The following is a 16,680-nucleotide window of genomic DNA, read 5'->3' on the forward strand; positions in this document are numbered from 1 at the left end:
TGGCTTTAAGTGAGCTTAATTCTAGACTGTCCTATGTCTCAGGACATGGGACGCTAAGGGTAAAATTTATTCAAAGAGTCAAGAAAATATTATGATCCGACCTAATGAAAATCCATTAATGGAGCAAGTAAGAGCACTAATTACCGATCATGGTGGTTTGTTATCCACTAATATCGTGAAAATCTTGCAAGGATATACCGCTCAAATGGAGCTAAGACCGCTCACCTGCACTTACCATGCGGTAAAATACTTGCTGAACCTACATTACCAGTTGTTTGGTGACTGCGATATTGAACGTATTTCCGCACCTTGGATTATTAACAATGAACAGATTGATAATTCGGAAGTCTCTAAGCGAGAAAAGCGACTCGAAGCATGGTTAAGTCTAATAGAAGACCGCGTTCGTTTAATCGCAGATTGCGAAGCAGTCTGTGTAGAAGATATCAATAAGCACTTTTTAACTGAAGATGACAGGCTGACTGTCAAACAGTTACTAGGACAGTAGCTCTCTCCGCAAGGCAATTTTAAATAATTAAATATTGCCCTGCGGTGTTTTTTATGTATAATAGAAACAAATCAAGAAAACTAGGAATTACCCATGCTTACCTGTGACCGCTGCTCTTGTCAGATGGAATTTTTTGAAGCTAAATTCGTTGATAACGAGGCGCTTTGTGAGTGCTGTGCAGCTACCAATGGCGTGACCATTGGCGGATTGCCTAGCCCTATTTTTGAGTTGTTTGTTGGGTTAGTTCCTGAAAAACGCTCCAATCCAGGATTCGACCTGGTAGGCGCATTCCTGGCTATCGAAGAAGTATCTGAGAGTTTTCGAATTCAGGCAGCGCAGCTAGATGTGTTATTCTTCCATTCGGATTTCATCAATGTGGATTTAGAGTCCCTTAATAACGCGATCCATGTTTGTATGTTCTTCTCGAACATGTCCCAAGAAGATGCTGAAAATGCGCTAAGAACGGGCAAAAATGAGTATGATGAGCGAACTATCGAGCTTGCATGTGAAATCGTGTTTAATTACTAAGGGCGAGCATTTAGCTTAAGAAAGATCTCTAGTGCCAGCAAATAGTTGGCACTAACATTTAAGCGTAAAATCGCTTTTCATAACGCTCTCTACGTTTTGTTAGCTGGTTTACCCTAAAAGTTAGGTAAGCATTTTGAAGCTTTAAACAGGCGTTCTCAATATCAAGTGCAAAACACTTAATTCTCATTTTAAATATCTCAATTTTTAAACTCAAAAGCTCACGCCTTTTACTTTTCACTTCATCTCTCAATACTTCCAATTCCGCTTCCGCTTCCTTGTCTGGGTTGTAGCGAAATGGGTCACGATTAAATTCATTCATAGCTTGACCGTATTTATTGATTTTACGGGGATTATACCGATTTAAGAACAATAAATAAACAAATTTAATTGCTGCTAATTTAAATTTTTATTTACTTTTAATTATTAAAGATGTATATTCATAAACATAAGATACGAACTGATAGAGGCAGTCATGAAAATCCGCACAGAAGATTTGCAGCGTAAGTACGACATCGTAGTAAGTGCATTGTCAAAATGTACACATCATCGTAAAACTATGAACGAAAAGCGCATGATTGCGACAGAAGCCATGCTTGAAGTAGATCCTAACTTCAGCGATGAAGAAAATGCTGACAAAGAACTTCTGATTGGATTCTTAGCGCTAAACAATATCATGTTGAATCCTATGACAGTGGATTCAGCCAGTGATTTAGCAAGAAAAGCTCTGCGTCAAATGATGCCAAATTGGGCTTATGAATTTGGTCGTGATGCCTTCGAAGGTGTACCGCAAAAGCTGGTGGATTTGCTTGAGCAGTTAGAAGATCTCTCATGGCACAATGATGCCCTACCTCGTTTCTGCATTGCTGATTTGGGTAATGAGAAGTATTGGGAGATTGTTGTTGGGTATTACAATGAGTCTGACTCTGAAAATGAATTTATCTTCGATGTATGTTACTTCGGAGGGTTAAATCTGGAGTCTGTGCAAAACGAAGAGCTTCGTCAAAAACTCGGACTTCCGTTAAATTGCGGCGTATTCGGTACAAAAGGCAATGTTACTCAAGAGTCATTTGAGATCATGATTAAATTCATCGAAAACTTCTGCCTTGCTGACAAGAAAGAAAACTTTCTAGCGATTGTGTCAGAGTATCAAGATGATGATGAGGAATAGGTATGAAATCGAAGTCGCGTACAGCAATGTGGAGAAGGCTGAGTGAAGCCGATAGAGCAAAGCCTTTAGTAAAATCTATGATTTTTGAAGGTAAAACAGTTGCTGAAATCAAGCAGGCTCTGAAGGACTTATGTATTCCTGTTACTGCCTACAACACACTTGTTAATCATGGCTTTGTCGAGAAGTGGCGTAAAAAAAAGCAAGTTAAAAAAACATCTTGTAACTCATAAGCGCCACATTTTTCAGTTAAAAACACAGAAAGACAGCAATAAGCTGTCTTTTTTTATTTACTCTAAATCTAATTCATGTATAATTAAATTATTAAATCGAATTAAAAAAGGTATTCATTATGAAATTCATCGCAGCTCATACAGCTATTATCTCTCAAGCGGAAGAAGGCAAACCGTTTTCATTTTTTTACCTGCAAGCCGTTGAAGTAGATGATATTCACTTTGAACAAATCAAAGCTGAGTTAGGTTTTGATGATATGGACGACGATGAAGATACACCAATGTGCATGGCGGATCTCCCAAACTGCAACTCATTTAACATGCATAGCATTAAGGGCTTTATCAATCCGATTACTCCCGATTGCAAGCCGCTTCATGAATTGCATCCAAATCTGAAATGCTCAAGTACCATGTCTGATTTTGTGATCCCTTACGTTGAAGGTTTAAAGTTGGGTGAATGGTTAGGCTTTGTTCACGAGTTGTCGCGTGAACTATCAGAAAAGTTCTGTGAATACCCAGGCGTAGATGGTTTCATTTCGTACTTATCTGAGCGCGATGTGAAAAACCTTTCAGATCTAGAAAGTAATTTGATTGAAGGTAAGTTCACCGTTAAATTCAGTGAGCAATCTATCACCCCTAGCCTAATTATTGAGTCATGGGACTTTAAAAAGATTGGTGGTCTTGATGTTAAACAAGCAGAACGCTTGCAAGGCGCTTTTGATCGATACTGTCGCGCTGTAAGCAATGATAATTACTCGGCAACTCAAACGGTTCAATATGCGCAAGCGCAAGCAGAGTTGTTAAGTTTGAAAGGTTGCAAGCCAGAGTCTTGGTGATTCTCCCCGCCCTATCGGGCGAGGCTTCTTGAATCGTTTGCCGCAACCTAATTCATGATTAGGATTTACGCAGGCATCATCAAGCAGAAACGGTCAATCCAGCCGCTTTTAATTCAATTAACCCTGCATTACGCAAGTTTTTGCCTGAGTTGGTATCTCGGCAGTGTACTTCATTACAGCTCGGGCAAGTCCATACCCTGATCTGGAGTGGCATTTTATCCATCTTGTAGCCGCAACAAGAGCAGGTCTTCGAAGAGGGTAGCCACTGATCGCACTTAATCAGCCACTTGCCGTACATGTCTGATTTATATGCCAACTTAGAGACAAATGCTCCCCAAGCCGCATCAGCAATGCGTTTCGCAAGTCGTTTGTTTTTGAGCATGTTGGATGATTTTAGCGTTTCAACAATTATCGCTTGGTTTTCGTCAATAATTCGTTTTGAAAGCTGGTGCTGAAAATCATTCCGAGCGTTAGCCACACGCTCATGTGCTTTAGCAAGCAATAGCCTTGCTTTCGCTCTATTTTTAGAGCCTTTTTTACATCGAATCAGGGCTTTTTGTTTTCGTCTTAGGTTTTTATATTTACCGCAATCGACTAGGATTGAAGCATAAAATTTACCTGTGCTAGATTTAGAGATGGTAATGCTTTTTAGCGTCCCGCTTATCTCTCGGTGGATCTTAGCTTTGATAGGTTTGCATTTCGGGATCTTGATTGCGTTTTCAAGGATTTTTAAACCAGTGCAGTGGTAACTGCTCTGATAACCGTGTTTACGCTTAAACTTAGGAAATTTAGCTTTTAGCTTTGGATTGAAAAAGTTCGAGAAAGCTTTATCAAGATTGATGGCTACAGAGTCGAACCCGCTATCTGATTCGAGTTTTAGTGAGTTTATTACTGAGTCTTGTATAGACTGCCATCTACAATTTTATACTTCATCGTATTTACTCTTTAGTTTTTAATCATATTACTCGGTTTTTATTTGATAAAAAACAAAACTAATTTATTGAATTTAACTGTTAAATATGTATAATTAAAAACATGAAGTCACGGGGAAATACTATGAGTAACTTACAGCTAACCATTTCAAGTCCAGAGCTTAATCGTAAAGGTAAATTGGTACTGATTAACCAATACCTGAAGAGATGTAGCGGTAAAGTGACTATTTACAGTTGCGCTGTCGATGATGGTACTCTTATGGTTTCACCTGAATTTAAAACTCAAGACGCTCTAAGCCGTGTAGAGGCAGGTATCAATGAAATCTTAGAAAACATGTGTGAAGAGATGGATGGTAATGGAGATTGCTGTCACGAACATTACAACTGCTGTGATTGTGGTGGTAATGACTGCGGTTGTCCAGGCTGCTTTTCATGTAAGGCTTGTCCATTCTGTAAAGAAGAAAACGAATAACACAGATTTATTACGCGCCTGAAAAAGTCGGGCGCACATCTTTTAGGAGGCGTTATGTTTGGGTTTGTTCAACTAATTAACAAAAGCTCAAAAGAGGTATTGCAGCAACGCATTGGCTCTAAGGAGCATCTTGAGTATTACTCAGAAAAAGTCTGGGTTGTGAATGACAGTCAAGAGATTGTGTTTGTTAATGAGACCAGTGTTGCTCAGCCTTTCAAGTTTATGCGTCCAGTTCCTAAAGATGAGGTCATTCATGTTTTTGCCGATCTGTTAGAAACTGAAATGCCAAAAGATATTGAACCAACTTGGATTGGAAAAGCATTAGATCTTGAGGCAATGGAGTTATCGGGTCACGATGTTGTAGGTGATACATGGAACGCATTTACCCACAAAGGTGAATGGGTAGGCACATCAGAATACTAGCAATTGTTGCTGCCATTGCTGCCATTGCTGGCAATGGCTTAAGCATTGAAGTTAAAGATTATCCATTTGAGGACGCTTTTATCGCGCTAAGATAAGCATGAAGATACTTTTAGTTTGTACTTTAGCCTTATTAATTACTGGATGTAATGTCTCTACTGATAGTGCAAGGGAGATGAATCTTGCGCTATTATCAAAAATTGCTCATGACGCGCCTGTACGAAAAGATTACAGTAGCCAGGAGAGCTTTGATAAGGCTTCTTACGATTATTACGATGAGCAAGGCTCGTTCAAAACAATTACAACGGTAAGGTATCTGAGATACAGCAATTCTTTGATTAAGGCTTACGATAACTCATTTGAATTTGAAAGCGGTCAGCCATCCCCAGACCAGTTAAGCTTGAACTGGCTGCTAGACGATGAAGATCCAGGCGACTTCCTATACGACTAATAATCAGCTAAGCCCGCTTTGAAAAGCGGGCTTTTTAAGGTTTGAATTATTACATACAATCTTTTATTTTGATTAATAATTAAATTAAAAGGTGTTCGCTATGTATATATGTAATCATTGCTATAAACAACGTAAAAATGAGTATGTATTAATTATTAAGTTTACTAATTTTGAGCTAAATATTTATATAAAACTTGTTGGTAGTAAGGCTGCACTTTCATTCTATGACCCAGACTATAAAATAAAAAACATGAGTTTTGATAATGAATTTGAATTCAATGCGGATTCAATATTGTCTAGTAACTATGACTTGGTATGTTTAGATAGAGAGATTTGTGAGTTTACTGGTATGTCATCCGTTGGAAGAGTTTCTTCGTGTATTAAAGAGAATCTAGCTAACATAATAAAGCAAGAGTCTAGATGAGTTTAATGCTCAAAATGACTTCTCAATTTATTTTTTCATTTTGAGCATTATAGGTCTAACCCAGTTAGAATTTAAAGCTGTTCTGAGCTTAATTGCATTCGAACAAGTAGCGGATTGATTTTTTCAGCTAGTTCGCCAGAATTCATCAACGCCATCATTTTTTCATCATGAGTATCAACACGAACAGTAAGGCATCGCTCGGCACCGTAGCAGTCAGCAATGTGCATTGCCTTAAGCTTACTCAAGATTTCAATTCCTTTATAAAACGCAGGAATTTCTTCAATTAACGAGTAATCGATGTTGGAAATAGCTGTCTCTCGTGCGCGATAAACACCATCGCCAGTGTCGCATTCTGCTGAAATATCGTGAAGAACATTAGATGCGTTTGAATAGTGGATTTCTAATGAGTAGCAGGCATCAGCCAGGCTTTCATCTACCACAACCTGAGAGATTTGGTAGCGTGATTCCTCATCGTTAGTGGTCATTGCTGAATATGCCGCTCTTACATAGTCTCCAGCCATAATTCCAGCCGAAAAAGTAATTGCGATTAGAATTTTGCTGGCAACACTTCTCTTGCTTAATGTCATAAATTACACCTTTTATTGGAAACCCCTTAATTGATTTAATTATACAACTCTCAGTAGTTCGGTCAATATTTTTATTAAATAAATTGACTTTGGTGCATTGAGTTGTATAATGAACAACTCCCACTAAACGCGGCGCGTTTTGAAGGAGTTTCAAAAAGAAAGCTAAGCTGCCTTTTTAGGCTGGTTCCCAGCCTGAATACCTAACGCCCAGTTTAAATTAACTTGCGCACTGGCGACATCGCGGGGCTTCTCACAGCCACATTCGCATGAATGCCAGCGTTCAGCTAAGGATTTTTTCTTCCTAGCTCCGCAGTTTGGACATGTTTGACTTGGCTTAACTTGCTTTGTTGGTACTTCAACAAATTCGCTACTAGCTTCTTCCGCTTTGTATCGCAGCAAATTAAGAGTCATGGCTGGCGCAGTGTTCAGGATTTCCCGATTCAGGCCAGCCTTCTGTTTGACGTTCTTCCCATGCTTCTCGGCAGTGCCTTTGGCGCTGCTGGTCATGTTCTTAACGGTGAGTTTTTCAGTGGCAATTAATGCCGCCACTTTCACTAATTTTGCCGTTTCTTTATGAGTAAAATCGAGTCGTTGACGGGCGATTTTTTGGTGCAGTTTAGCAATTCTGTGCTTCAATTTGCGATGGGCGCGAGTCCCCTTTTTTGCTAACGCAAGGTCGCGTTGCAAAGCCGCTAATAACTCTTTGCTGTTTCTGAGATAGCGCGGGTTTTCAACTTGTTTAAAATGACCATCTTGATCGATAGTTGAAAAATAATGAGAAACACCCCAGTCTAAACCAATGGCCTTAGTGCCACACTGCCTTTCAATAGAATCATATTCCATTGAAACTGAGATAAACCATTCGTCATTCTTTCTGATAATTTCGGCAGTTTTCGGCTTGCCACCATCATTCCTGGCTTTTCCTCGTATCTTAACGATCCCAACATCAGCCAGATAAACTGCGCCATGCTTTTTCTCTTTTAGATGAAGTTTCCAACCGTCACCATGCGCTTTGTAGCCCCAACCTTTAAAGCGTTGAAACGGTTTAAAACGTGGGAATCCAGCTTTTTTATCACCTTTCTTTAAGCGGCGAAAAAATCCATCAAAAGCCAGTGCGACACGCTTTAATGTAACTTGTTCACTTTGAGAATTCGCGTTAAATATGCCATGTACTTTGCGGTTATTGCGCCAAAGTGTGTTGATTTTGCACTGCTCTGAAAAGCTAAGGCCGTAATCAGAATTGCGGTATGTTTCGATGCGATCACGTAAAGCCCAGTTATACAACTGGTGATGATGCACAAACAAATTCATCAGCGATTCTTCTTGAGAAACTGATGGTTTCAGTTTGTATGTAACTTTACGGATTGCTTTTTTCATACAATTGATTATATTTGGTTATTATGAAAAAACAATCCCTAAACACGCTATATCACAGCGTTTATAATATTCATTACCATTTAGTTCTTGTAACTAAATATCGTCGTCGCTGCATTACGCCAGAGGTTGCTGCGTACTTAGAGTCCCAGTATAGAAGGTTGCTTGAAACTTGGGACTGTGAGCTTTTGGAGTGCAACGGCGAAACCGATCATCTTCACCTTTTGATTTCTGCAAATCCCCAAATACAGCCAAGCAAGATGGTGAACAGCTTGAAAACTGCCACTTCAAGACTTGTGAGGAAGGAGTTTTCTGAGCACTTGGGTAAGTTTTACTGGAAGCCAGTTTTTTACAGCAGGAGCTATTGCCTGGTGAGTTGTGGAGGAGCGCCACTTGAAATCGTAAAGCAGTATTTAGATCAGCAGGAAGGATTTGATTAAAGCCACCACTTCGTGGTGGTGCGCCTTTCACCACCACCTAAATTAACTCGCTTAGGCTCATTAGATTTAGATGGAGCACTTGGCGCTTTTGGGTAGAAAACAACCATGTATTGAGAATGAGGTCTCCATGAAAGAATCAGTTATGAGCATGAAAATCGGATTTATCAACTACGATGAAGATGGTGCGGTTGAGTCTGCGAACCGCAAAGGCATCTATTCTGATGAGTTAAACCTGCTGGCTCGCGAAATCATCCGAGAACTAAATCAAAGTAAGTGTGTTGAAGTGCTTATCCAACACAACGCTAAAATTCAGGTTATCAAAGTGTCCGATCACAGCATGAAATACCTTGAATTTAACCCTTCAAAAGATGCGTTTCCTATTGAGATGCATTTAACAACATTTGAAGTGGCTCAAGAGGTTCTTGAGTCTCAACTCGCATCCCTTCTGAGTGAAACATTGGAGCCGTTTTTCAGCTTCTACGGCAACAAAAATAGCTAAGCTCTTAGTCAGCTCAGTTATTGCTAAAACCCCGCTAAGGAACAACCTGGCGGGGTTTTCTTTTGGGTTCAAGCTATATTCATCTGGCTTTGGGGGCTTAATGGTTATTTATTGCTCCTTAAACGTGTCTTTGATACGATGCTTATCAAAATGAATCAATAAAAGGCGCAATAATGAATACCATCATTTTAACCAAAAAAAATCCCGTTATTTCACTTAAAAAAGAGTCTGTTGTAGGAAAGATAGGCATTAATCTTAATTGGAATCAAAAAAAAGGCTTTTTTGCTTCAGTTTTAGGCACTAATGCAGATCTGGATTTGGGTTGTTTATATGAACTAAAGAATGGACGTAAAGGTTGCGTACAGGCTCTTGGTAACGCTTTTGGTTCTTTACAAAGCGAGCCGTATATCAAACTTGATCATGACGACCGTACAGGTGAGAGTGATTCAGGTGAAAATATGGATGTGAATGCAAGTAAGTGGAATCATATCCAACGGGTTCTTGTCTTCGCTTACATTTACAATGGGGTCAGCAATTGGAATGGCATTGATGGAGTGGTTACTGTTAAGGTTGCAGGTCACGAAGACATTGTGGTCAATATGGAAAATGCTCAGAATGGTAAAACAATGTGCGCAATTGCAATGCTTGAAAATGATAATGGTTCAATCAAGGTTACAAGATTAGAAGAGTATTTTAAAGGTCATGAGGCTATGGATAGAGCGCATGGCTGGAACATGAACTGGACACCAGGAAGAAAGTAACTCCCTTTCAAGGCTTAAATGCACACTTATCTTAAAAGACGGATTTTCCGTCTTTTTTTCTTTGCAAATAAAAGTGATGCAAAAAACATTAAATAATTAAAAAGTAGACATTGACTCTGCCGCCAACTAATGTATTATTAAACACATCAAGACGCACAAGGCGTTAAATAAAAGAATCTCATAGAAGGAACGCACCATGACTACTACTAACATTCAAAAAGCAATCGCAACTGCAACTGCAACCGCTACTGGTGTAGCACTGGCTTCTAAAGACGGTCTGCGTAAGCTAAGCGGCAATAAGGATATCGAAGTTAAGCGCGTAAACGGCTTCAACGCCGATCCTCGTATGCTTTGGATTGAAGAAGGTTTCAACGTTCGTGATATCGACGCAGAACATGTAGAAGGCTTTGTACGCTCATACACAGACGGTAAATACGTTCCGCCAATCGAAGTAGTAGTTGTGGAAGTTGACGGAGTTCAACGCCTGAAAGTAGTAGAAGGCCATCACCGTACTGTTGCTATTTACCAAGCAATTGAAAACGGCGTAGATCTGAAAGCGGTATCTGTTATCGAAGTAACAGGCAACGAAGTAGACCAGCTTGCTCGCATGATTAAGTCTGCGGAAGGTCGCCCCCTAACAGCGATTGAGCTTGCTAACGCTTACAACCGTATGATGGGTATGGGACTGAACCAAACTCAAGTAGCGGAAGAGCTAGGCACTACCCCTGCCCAAGTAAACAACTACCTACTGCTGCTTAAAGCGCCTCAGGAGCTGAAAGCGATGATTCAGTCTGGTGAATACTCAGCGACTAACGCTTGGAACAACATTCGTAAGCACGGTGCTGATATTGCAATGGCAATGGCTAAAGAAGAAGTTCGCGCCAAATCTGAAAAGAAAGCGGCTAAAGCTAATGGTGAAAAGCCTGCTAAATCAACTGGCACATCAGCTCTGAAAAAAATCAAGCTGGCACCTAAAAAAGTAACGGGTATGGGTGCAATCGTAACCTCTCTAGCTACGCAGGTATCGCTAGAGTCTCTTGAAGAAGAGAAAGAAGTTAAGCTAACCATGACTGCTGAAATGGCTAAAAAGCTGCTGTCTCTGGCTGCTGAGCTTGACGAGATTGAGACTCACAACGCTAAAGCTGATCAGATGATGAAAGAGCTTGCGGTGAAAGCGAAGCAAGAAGAAAAAGAAGGTGTTGTTCTTGAAGAAAAATCAGAAGAACAGCTAGAAATCGCAGCATAAGCGGTTAAAACAAAGACAAGAGGTAGTGATTTCACTGCCTCTTTTTTTATGATTAATTCCTGGTGCAGGCAATTTTTATTTTTTATTGAATAAATTAATTAAATAATTAAAAAAATATGCTTGACTCTGCCGCCAACAAGTATATTATTAAACACATCAAGACGCACAGGGCGTTAAATTAAAGAATAGCAAAGAAGGAACACACCATGACTACTACTAACATTCAAAAAGCAATCGCAACTGCAACTGCAACCGCTACTGGTGTAGCACTGGCTTCTAAAGACGGTCTTCGTAAGCTAAGTGGCAACAAGGATATCGAAGTTAAGCGCGTAAACGGCTTCAATGCTGATCCTCGCCTGCTTTGGATTGAAGAAGGTTTCAACGTTCGCGATATCGATGCTGAACACGTAGAAGGCTTTGTACGCTCTTACACTGACGGTAAGTACGTTCCGCCAATCGAAGTAGTAGTTGTGGAAGTGGATGGCGTTCAACGCTTGAAAGTGGTAGAAGGTCATCACCGCACTGTTGCAATCTACAAAGCTATTGAAAGTGGCGTGGATCTGAAAGCGGTATCTGTTATCGAAGTAACAGGCAACGAAGTAGACCAGCTTGCTCGCATGATTAAGTCTGCGGAAGGTCGCCCTCTAACAGCAATTGAGCTTGCTAACGCTTACAACCGCATGATGGGTATGGGTCTAAACCAAACTCAAGTAGCGGAAGAGCTAGGCACTACCCCTGCGCAAGTAAACAACTACCTGTTACTGCTAAAAGCCCCTCAGGAGCTGAAAGCAATGATTCAGGCTGGTGACTACTCAGCGACTAACGCTTGGAACAATATTCGTAAGCACGGTGCTGATATTGCCCTGGCAATGGCTAAAGAAGAAGTTCGCGCTAAATCTGAAAAGAAAGCGGCAAAAGAGAAAGGTGAAAATCCTGCTAAATCAACTGGTACATCAGCTCTGAAAAAAATCAAGCTGGCACCAAAGAAAGTAAACAGCATGGGTGATATCGTGTCTTCTCTGGCTTCACAGGTAACGCTAGAAGCTCTTGAAGAAGAGCAAGAAGTTAAACTAACCATGACTGCTGAAATGGCTAAAAAACTGCTGTCGCTGGCTGCTGAGCTTGACGAGATTGAAACTCACAACGCTAAAGCTGACCAGATGATGAAAGAGCTTGCAGTGAAAGCGAAGCAAGACGAAAAAGAAGGTGTTGTTCTTGAAGAAAAATCAGAAGAACAGCTAGAAATCGCAGCATAAGACACCAGAAATTAAAGAGAGACGGTTAACCCCGTCTCTTTTTTTATTTTATAAATATCATTGACAGAGATGCTTATGAATCAATAGAATATTGGTATTGGAGAGTCACTACCATAAGTGTGAAGTTGAAAAAACGACCCTGCTTCGGCGGGGTTTTTGCGGTTCAGATAAAGAAAAAGCCCAAGAAGAAAAGAAACATTGTTTCTGAGGCGATTTATCGCCTCTTAACTAAAATAAATATTGACTCTCAAGACTAATCCATGTATAACTATATACATCTTCTGGTTGGCAGTGCTTGTACACTGACTGGTTGGAAGTCGAGGTTTATCGAGCCTGGTTTTATCTCATACAGATTGTCTGTAATGGCGAATTCGATTGATTACCAAATTCAATCTTAATATTAGTCTATTAAAGTGACTGGATTGAAAGTGGAACGAGATAGACACGAAATAAAAATCTGGTCACGATATAAGGATTAATATTATGTCAAAGCTAATCTTAAACGTTTCTAAAGAAGAATTCGAAAACCGCCTAGCGTCAGCTATTGAAGGCGCAATGCAATCACCGCTGAAAAAGAAGCGAACTCAAATCTTAAATGCGGCAATGGTGCAGATCTTACACGGCGGTAGAGCTGATGGTCAGCACGAACACAATTTAGAGCAGTTCTGGAAAGAAGAGTCTCAATCTGAAACCGCTTCGTTCATGTGGGTTGGCACTGAAAACTATCGCCATGAGAACACTTATGAAGACGATAGCTCAACCGTAACAGGATCAAGCGAAGATGAGGTTAAGAGACAACTCTACTCTAACGTATTGAGCTACCTTGCTGATACCGTGTCGCTTGCAATTAATGCATCTATGCTTATCGAAGCGATTGATGAGACAGGCTCTGATTACGCAGAACGATTCTTGGATGAGGCAGGTAAATCAGTTGATGAATTGACTGATGAAGATGTGGCAGAGCTTTTGGAGTATTCTTCTAACGCAGAGCTTGAGGTTCAAGAAGCAATTTTTGAGCATGTGGTGTCGTTAAGCTGTGTTGAGGGTAATCACACCATCACTGAAGTTGAATGCAAAACCGCGCCTAAGGCTCTGCCAGAGCCAGTTCAAGAGCCAGAGAAACGCTTTGTGACGATTCACACCATCATCAAGACTGACAAGGCTGAAGGTCAAGATGAAGGTATTGATAATATCTCTGTTTACAACACATTAAGCGCAGATGAGCATGACCGTCAGTTGCTTGAGTTCTTCCGTCAGTATGCGGAAGAGAATGCGTCATTTGAAAAAAATGATCTGATTGCACATAGCGTTACTCAGGACGTTATGAGTGATGCAGGTATTGACGATGAAGATCTTGAAGATAAAGACTTTGATCAGATTGTTGAATGGCTATGTGAGAATGGACGACCAAATATGTTGGTTGACATGATCCCTGATCTTACATACGGAATGTACGAAATCATGGTTGAGTACAAACAAGAGCAAATCTAGCTGATTTGCAAGCCCCCTCGTGGGGCTTTTACGGTGTCAATGGGTGATGCTATTTTTGTAATGACTGCATGGCAGTTTAAAAGTCGAACGCAAATAAGGTGATTAGAATGCAGCGCGGAGCTAAAACCATTTCGAACTCACACAGAAGAGAGATTGATAACATCAAGAGCAATATTCGTTCTTCTGTTCGTCCTTTTGATGGTAGCGGATATCCATTTAAACAAGCCCTAAAAGAACTTAGAGATGAAGGCATGAAAATCACATATGTACGTGAAAAGTGCCATTATGTTAAAAATTAAAGCTACGGTATTACAATGCAGATGGTGGAATCTCCCAAGTTAGGCTTATCGAAAAACAAACAAGAAGCTATTCAGTTTATCGAGAAGCATTCTGACTACATCCTAAAAAACCAAGGGCAGTTGCCGATTATCAGAAAAACTATTGATTGGGGATTGAGTCGCGGTCAGGGAAAGCGTTCTGGTGGCATGGTTAAGGGCGGAATGTGTACCATCATGGGTAAGGTCTCATACGATGGTATTGATATGAGTTCATTCCAGGAGTTGGCTAACGAAAAAAGCAAAGCGGTTGTTTTTCAGGATGTAAATAGATGCGCAAGATATGCCGCTGCGTACAATTTGGGCTGCAATCATATTGAGTCAATGTGTTATGCCATTAAGCCGAATTTCTCAATCGAAAACTTGATGGAGAAACGGGGCTAACTACCCCGCTCTCATTTTGACTTTTATTTGCTCGATTTTAAGAAATCAAGATTGTAGAACCGTTCACCTTTGGAAAGCATGTTGAATGCTTCTGGCAAGTCTGAAAGTTTGGATACATCATCCAGGAATCCATCGCTTTTGCTACGCCATACAATGCCCTCAGAGCCTTTCGGTACGTTTGGCATACCTTGAATGCCAAAATCACCAACAGCTACCTTATCGCCCTGCTTGAGAACAATTCGATACACATTAACGCCGATCCACTTGTTTTGCTCATCCCATCCATCAGAATGAGCTATTTGCGTATAACCAAACTCAATTGGATTAGAAACAGATTGAATGATTTCATTTTTATTCTGAGCTTCATTATCTGGTTTTATGAATGTTGTCGCGCCCACAGTGCAGGACAGTATTATGCCAATGCACAAGAGCACGCCTTCAAAAACACCAGTATTAAAACCGTTTTTAATCTTCATTTTCCAGATCGCCAAAAATGGATAGTTTCTTATTGATTTCTCGGATATCACAGAAGCCGTTTTTAATTGCTTCAAGCGCACTGATATGTATGTTTTCCAGACCTGAATAAATCATTTTGCCATCAATATCAATCGATACAGCGCCGTTTTGTATATGGTGTTCTAAAGCTTCATCGAATTTGTTGTTAGCAATCATTTCACGTAATTTCGGAGTTACCTTAAGATACTCTGCAATCAAAAATGTTTCGTTGCTGAAGCGGTTTTCGTCAGACTTTCTAAAGCGAATGTTTGCGATTTCATCAGGCATGAAAATCTCATTGACGCAATCTATAACCTTTTGCTTTGCTTCAGGACGTTTCTGATATTCATCAAATGTAATGGAGTTTTCTGGAGTCAACTTGTCAACGGGGATTTGGTATAGGATGCCATTGATAAAATGTGAATTGCCAAGCAGCTCTCGATCAACCCCTAGCGTTTCTAATCGCTTAAATACTGAAAATGCACTAGCTGACGAAACAGTGGTTATTACTTGATGACCACTTAGGGCAGAATCAGTCATCGCTTTCAACTCCTGATTTCCTTTAATTTCATCAAGCACGACAATATCAGGGTCATTGCGCAATGAGTTTAGGAATGAGCGGTCAAACTCATCTTGGTCTCTTCCTTGAACCTTCTCGATGTTGATATTTTCACATGAGAAACAGTTATTAAGTAGAAATTGAATTGTTTCTTGAGCTGTGCCTTGAGCGTGACCAGGACTAGCAACGATGAAAATACCAACGCATTCGTTAAGAACTTCACGGATCAGCTTTTCTTGTTCTGGTCTTATGCCTGTATCAGATGTTTTTCCTGAAATTTTCATATTTTTTTCCTTTATTGTTGATAACAAGCATTATACAGATTAATTAAATAAATAAAATACCGCAAAACATTGACCAAAAACTTCATTAATGTATAATAGAGGCATAAATTAAATAATTAAATCGGAAATCATCATGACTCCTAAACTTGAACTTGTTATCCGTAAAATTCATAACAACCTGATCATTACAGGTGTGATGGTCACTGATAGCTTTAAAGCGGGTGACTTTATGGGCTTCAAACTAATCGGTAACAAGCTGGATGAAAATACTATCGCAGTATTCATCGACAAGCAGGAAATTGAAATCCGAGATCCGTACAACCGACAATTTAAAGACTCGTCCTTAACAGAATTGCCAATGAACGATATTTGGCAAAAGTTCAAGTCTCCTGAACCTAATGAATTTGGCGGAGTGGCTATTGGTCGAGATAACCTGCTTTTTGCTGATGAGAGTCCTGAGCAAGTATCACGTACAGCAATCATCTCAGTTATTGACTTAAATGAGTTAACATTCGATTTTGAGCATCACTGCGCATTCCGCTCAGTGAAGGTTGAGGAAGTCGAAGATATGTACGTATTCATTCTGAAGAAAGACACCAGTGATGACACGTTAGAGCTTCTGGGAACCTTAATGGGCGATAGCCTTAATAGCTTCTATTCAAAACCATTCTGGACTCGCGATAATGGCGAAAAGTACCGTCTTAAGACGGTAAACCACCGTGAAATTGATGCTCTATACAAACTTCAAATTAGCGAGCTTGGGCAATTCGGTGAACTAACAAAGGAAACCGAGGAAGCTATTACGGCTAAGAGTCGCTGGCTTAAGTTAAACAAAGATGAGTCGTACCGTGCATTCTTATCAGATATGATGAAGCGTTGTCCGTTTTATCTTGATGCCTTTGACCGCATTCTTACGCCTGAAGAATCAAAGCTAATTGATGAACACGCTAAAGCAATCATTGAAGAGATGCACGGTTAAAAGTGCATAATAATAACCTTTTAG

General features: G+C 40.1%; 24 protein-coding genes. 18 read left to right on the forward strand and 6 right to left on the reverse strand.

Annotated features, from left to right (window positions below):
• Positions 1 to 91 precede the first annotated feature (91 nt).
• Together AACT42_RS14150 and AACT42_RS14155 are read left to right on the forward strand one after the other, a co-directional pair.
• Positions 92 to 505, forward strand: a complete 414-nt coding sequence (locus AACT42_RS14150; RefSeq protein ID WP_141193223.1) for a hypothetical protein — start codon at positions 92 to 94, stop codon at positions 503 to 505.
• Between the two features lie 93 nt (positions 506 to 598).
• Positions 599 to 1,033 carry a hypothetical protein gene (locus tag AACT42_RS14155; RefSeq protein ID WP_094133361.1) on the forward strand — a complete coding sequence of 145 codons (435 nt, stop codon included), beginning with the start codon at positions 599 to 601 and terminating at the stop codon, positions 1,031 to 1,033.
• 58 nt (positions 1,034 to 1,091) lie between these two features.
• Here AACT42_RS14155 and AACT42_RS14160 read toward each other — a convergent pair whose 3' ends face one another.
• Positions 1,092 to 1,352, reverse strand: coding sequence for a hypothetical protein (locus tag AACT42_RS14160; protein ID WP_094182893.1), 261 nt, complete (start codon positions 1,350 to 1,352; stop codon positions 1,092 to 1,094).
• A gap of 153 nt (positions 1,353 to 1,505) precedes the next feature.
• Here AACT42_RS14160 and AACT42_RS14165 point away from each other — a divergent pair, with 153 nt between their 5' ends.
• The 3 genes from AACT42_RS14165 (at position 1,506) to AACT42_RS14175 (ending at position 3,267) form a co-directional block, all read left to right on the forward strand.
• Positions 1,506 to 2,201 carry a hypothetical protein gene (locus AACT42_RS14165; RefSeq protein ID WP_094133542.1) on the forward strand — a complete coding sequence of 232 codons (696 nt, stop codon included), beginning with the start codon at positions 1,506 to 1,508 and terminating at the stop codon, positions 2,199 to 2,201.
• Between the two features lie 2 nt (positions 2,202 to 2,203).
• Entirely contained in the window at positions 2,204 to 2,431 is a 228-nt protein-coding gene (locus tag AACT42_RS14170) for a hypothetical protein (RefSeq protein ID WP_094133543.1), read from the forward strand.
• 119 nt (positions 2,432 to 2,550) lie between these two features.
• Positions 2,551 to 3,267, forward strand: a complete 717-nt coding sequence (locus tag AACT42_RS14175) for a hypothetical protein (protein WP_094133544.1) — start codon at positions 2,551 to 2,553, stop codon at positions 3,265 to 3,267.
• A gap of 79 nt (positions 3,268 to 3,346) precedes the next feature.
• Here the strand turns inward: AACT42_RS14175 and AACT42_RS14180 are convergent, their stop codons facing one another.
• Positions 3,347 to 4,171 (reverse strand): RNA-guided endonuclease TnpB family protein, encoded by an 825-nt coding sequence (locus AACT42_RS14180; RefSeq protein WP_094133545.1) that lies wholly within the window; start codon positions 4,169 to 4,171, stop codon positions 3,347 to 3,349.
• A 152-nt stretch (positions 4,172 to 4,323) separates the two neighbouring features.
• On the opposite strand from AACT42_RS14180, the gene AACT42_RS14185 reads away from it, so the two are divergent.
• The 4 genes from AACT42_RS14185 to AACT42_RS14200 all read left to right on the forward strand — a co-directional run bounded on the left by AACT42_RS14185 (position 4,324) and on the right by AACT42_RS14200 (position 5,966).
• Positions 4,324 to 4,671, forward strand: a complete 348-nt coding sequence (locus AACT42_RS14185) for a hypothetical protein (protein ID WP_053318218.1) — start codon at positions 4,324 to 4,326, stop codon at positions 4,669 to 4,671.
• Between the two features lie 54 nt (positions 4,672 to 4,725).
• Positions 4,726 to 5,094 carry a hypothetical protein gene (locus tag AACT42_RS14190; RefSeq protein ID WP_094182894.1) on the forward strand — a complete coding sequence of 123 codons (369 nt, stop codon included), beginning with the start codon at positions 4,726 to 4,728 and terminating at the stop codon, positions 5,092 to 5,094.
• Between the two features lie 97 nt (positions 5,095 to 5,191).
• Positions 5,192 to 5,542: a hypothetical protein gene (locus AACT42_RS14195; protein WP_141194980.1), complete on the forward strand. Its 351-nt coding sequence runs from the start codon at positions 5,192 to 5,194 to the stop codon at positions 5,540 to 5,542.
• A 100-nt stretch (positions 5,543 to 5,642) separates the two neighbouring features.
• On the forward strand, positions 5,643 to 5,966 hold the full coding sequence (locus tag AACT42_RS14200) for a hypothetical protein (protein ID WP_094182896.1): 324 nt from the start codon (positions 5,643 to 5,645) through the stop codon (positions 5,964 to 5,966).
• Between the two features lie 71 nt (positions 5,967 to 6,037).
• On the opposite strand, the gene AACT42_RS14205 is transcribed toward AACT42_RS14200, so the two are convergent.
• Positions 6,038 to 6,553, reverse strand: coding sequence for a hypothetical protein (locus AACT42_RS14205; protein ID WP_094182897.1), 516 nt, complete (start codon positions 6,551 to 6,553; stop codon positions 6,038 to 6,040).
• A 162-nt stretch (positions 6,554 to 6,715) separates the two neighbouring features.
• Positions 6,716 to 7,930, reverse strand: a complete 1,215-nt coding sequence (locus AACT42_RS14210) for an RNA-guided endonuclease InsQ/TnpB family protein (protein WP_094182898.1) — start codon at positions 7,928 to 7,930, stop codon at positions 6,716 to 6,718.
• Positions 7,931 to 7,953: 23 nt separating this feature from the next.
• Here AACT42_RS14210 and tnpA point away from each other — a divergent pair, with 23 nt between their 5' ends.
• The 8 genes from tnpA (at position 7,954) to AACT42_RS14250 (ending at position 14,339) form a co-directional block, all read left to right on the forward strand.
• Positions 7,954 to 8,367: an IS200/IS605 family transposase gene (gene tnpA, locus AACT42_RS14215; RefSeq protein WP_094182899.1), complete on the forward strand. Its 414-nt coding sequence runs from the start codon at positions 7,954 to 7,956 to the stop codon at positions 8,365 to 8,367.
• A 127-nt stretch (positions 8,368 to 8,494) separates the two neighbouring features.
• Complete coding sequence (locus tag AACT42_RS14220) at positions 8,495 to 8,866, forward strand: hypothetical protein (RefSeq protein ID WP_094182900.1); 372 nt, start codon at positions 8,495 to 8,497, stop codon at positions 8,864 to 8,866.
• 173 nt (positions 8,867 to 9,039) lie between these two features.
• The gene (locus AACT42_RS14225; RefSeq protein ID WP_094182901.1) at positions 9,040 to 9,627 is read left to right on the forward strand and encodes a TerD family protein; all 588 of its coding nucleotides are present in this window, start codon (positions 9,040 to 9,042) and stop codon (positions 9,625 to 9,627) included.
• Positions 9,628 to 9,823: 196 nt separating this feature from the next.
• Positions 9,824 to 10,873, forward strand: a complete 1,050-nt coding sequence (locus AACT42_RS14230) for a hypothetical protein (protein ID WP_094182902.1) — start codon at positions 9,824 to 9,826, stop codon at positions 10,871 to 10,873.
• 206 nt (positions 10,874 to 11,079) lie between these two features.
• Positions 11,080 to 12,129, forward strand: a complete 1,050-nt coding sequence (locus AACT42_RS14235) for a ParB/RepB/Spo0J family partition protein (RefSeq protein WP_094182903.1) — start codon at positions 11,080 to 11,082, stop codon at positions 12,127 to 12,129.
• A 483-nt stretch (positions 12,130 to 12,612) separates the two neighbouring features.
• Positions 12,613 to 13,620 carry a hypothetical protein gene (locus tag AACT42_RS14240; protein ID WP_094133823.1) on the forward strand — a complete coding sequence of 336 codons (1,008 nt, stop codon included), beginning with the start codon at positions 12,613 to 12,615 and terminating at the stop codon, positions 13,618 to 13,620.
• A gap of 107 nt (positions 13,621 to 13,727) precedes the next feature.
• Positions 13,728 to 13,919: a hypothetical protein gene (locus AACT42_RS14245; RefSeq protein WP_094133822.1), complete on the forward strand. Its 192-nt coding sequence runs from the start codon at positions 13,728 to 13,730 to the stop codon at positions 13,917 to 13,919.
• 15 nt (positions 13,920 to 13,934) lie between these two features.
• On the forward strand, positions 13,935 to 14,339 hold the full coding sequence (locus AACT42_RS14250; protein ID WP_094133821.1) for a hypothetical protein: 405 nt from the start codon (positions 13,935 to 13,937) through the stop codon (positions 14,337 to 14,339).
• A 23-nt stretch (positions 14,340 to 14,362) separates the two neighbouring features.
• On the opposite strand, the gene AACT42_RS14255 is transcribed toward AACT42_RS14250, so the two are convergent.
• Both AACT42_RS14255 and AACT42_RS14260 read right to left on the reverse strand, forming a co-directional pair.
• On the reverse strand, positions 14,363 to 14,815 hold the full coding sequence (locus AACT42_RS14255) for a hypothetical protein (protein ID WP_094133820.1): 453 nt from the start codon (positions 14,813 to 14,815) through the stop codon (positions 14,363 to 14,365).
• Positions 14,805 to 15,677, reverse strand: a complete 873-nt coding sequence (locus AACT42_RS14260; protein WP_094133819.1) for an ATPase, T2SS/T4P/T4SS family — start codon at positions 15,675 to 15,677, stop codon at positions 14,805 to 14,807. Before AACT42_RS14260 ends, AACT42_RS14255 begins: the two co-directional genes overlap by 11 nt.
• 133 nt (positions 15,678 to 15,810) lie before the next feature.
• On the opposite strand from AACT42_RS14260, the gene AACT42_RS14265 reads away from it, so the two are divergent.
• Positions 15,811 to 16,656, forward strand: a complete 846-nt coding sequence (locus AACT42_RS14265) for a hypothetical protein (RefSeq protein ID WP_094133818.1) — start codon at positions 15,811 to 15,813, stop codon at positions 16,654 to 16,656.
• Positions 16,657 to 16,680: the final 24 nt, after the last annotated feature.

It is taken from the genome of Vibrio sp. V15_P4S5T153 (assembly GCF_963874485.1).
Classification (GTDB): domain Bacteria; phylum Pseudomonadota; class Gammaproteobacteria; order Enterobacterales; family Vibrionaceae; genus Vibrio; species Vibrio anguillarum.

Excerpts from the sequence above, each read along its gene's own strand:
- AACT42_RS14175 (WP_094133544.1), top strand. The coding sequence starts at position 2,551 with ATGAAATTCATCGCAGCTCATACAGCTATTATCTCTCAAGCGGAAGAA.
- AACT42_RS14255 (WP_094133820.1), bottom strand. The coding sequence starts at position 14,815 with ATGAAGATTAAAAACGGTTTTAATACTGGTGTTTTTGAAGGCGTGCTC.
- tnpA (WP_094182899.1), top strand. The coding sequence starts at position 7,954 with ATGAAAAAACAATCCCTAAACACGCTATATCACAGCGTTTATAATATT.
- AACT42_RS14200 (WP_094182896.1), top strand. The coding sequence starts at position 5,643 with ATGTATATATGTAATCATTGCTATAAACAACGTAAAAATGAGTATGTA.
- AACT42_RS14195 (WP_141194980.1), top strand. The coding sequence starts at position 5,192 with ATGAAGATACTTTTAGTTTGTACTTTAGCCTTATTAATTACTGGATGT.
- AACT42_RS14225 (WP_094182901.1), top strand. The coding sequence starts at position 9,040 with ATGAATACCATCATTTTAACCAAAAAAAATCCCGTTATTTCACTTAAA.
- AACT42_RS14210 (WP_094182898.1), bottom strand. The coding sequence starts at position 7,930 with ATGAAAAAAGCAATCCGTAAAGTTACATACAAACTGAAACCATCAGTT.
- AACT42_RS14165 (WP_094133542.1), top strand. The coding sequence starts at position 1,506 with ATGAAAATCCGCACAGAAGATTTGCAGCGTAAGTACGACATCGTAGTA.
- AACT42_RS14260 (WP_094133819.1), bottom strand. The coding sequence starts at position 15,677 with ATGAAAATTTCAGGAAAAACATCTGATACAGGCATAAGACCAGAACAA.
- AACT42_RS14265 (WP_094133818.1), top strand. The coding sequence starts at position 15,811 with ATGACTCCTAAACTTGAACTTGTTATCCGTAAAATTCATAACAACCTG.
- AACT42_RS14155 (WP_094133361.1), top strand. The coding sequence starts at position 599 with ATGCTTACCTGTGACCGCTGCTCTTGTCAGATGGAATTTTTTGAAGCT.
- AACT42_RS14235 (WP_094182903.1), top strand. The coding sequence starts at position 11,080 with ATGACTACTACTAACATTCAAAAAGCAATCGCAACTGCAACTGCAACC.
- AACT42_RS14190 (WP_094182894.1), top strand. The coding sequence starts at position 4,726 with ATGTTTGGGTTTGTTCAACTAATTAACAAAAGCTCAAAAGAGGTATTG.
- AACT42_RS14250 (WP_094133821.1), top strand. The coding sequence starts at position 13,935 with ATGCAGATGGTGGAATCTCCCAAGTTAGGCTTATCGAAAAACAAACAA.
- AACT42_RS14220 (WP_094182900.1), top strand. The coding sequence starts at position 8,495 with ATGAAAGAATCAGTTATGAGCATGAAAATCGGATTTATCAACTACGAT.
- AACT42_RS14160 (WP_094182893.1), bottom strand. The coding sequence starts at position 1,352 with ATGAATGAATTTAATCGTGACCCATTTCGCTACAACCCAGACAAGGAA.
- AACT42_RS14150 (WP_141193223.1), top strand. The coding sequence starts at position 92 with ATGATCCGACCTAATGAAAATCCATTAATGGAGCAAGTAAGAGCACTA.
- AACT42_RS14185 (WP_053318218.1), top strand. The coding sequence starts at position 4,324 with ATGAGTAACTTACAGCTAACCATTTCAAGTCCAGAGCTTAATCGTAAA.
- AACT42_RS14240 (WP_094133823.1), top strand. The coding sequence starts at position 12,613 with ATGTCAAAGCTAATCTTAAACGTTTCTAAAGAAGAATTCGAAAACCGC.
- AACT42_RS14170 (WP_094133543.1), top strand. The coding sequence starts at position 2,204 with ATGAAATCGAAGTCGCGTACAGCAATGTGGAGAAGGCTGAGTGAAGCC.
- AACT42_RS14205 (WP_094182897.1), bottom strand. The coding sequence starts at position 6,553 with ATGACATTAAGCAAGAGAAGTGTTGCCAGCAAAATTCTAATCGCAATT.
- AACT42_RS14230 (WP_094182902.1), top strand. The coding sequence starts at position 9,824 with ATGACTACTACTAACATTCAAAAAGCAATCGCAACTGCAACTGCAACC.
- AACT42_RS14245 (WP_094133822.1), top strand. The coding sequence starts at position 13,728 with ATGCAGCGCGGAGCTAAAACCATTTCGAACTCACACAGAAGAGAGATT.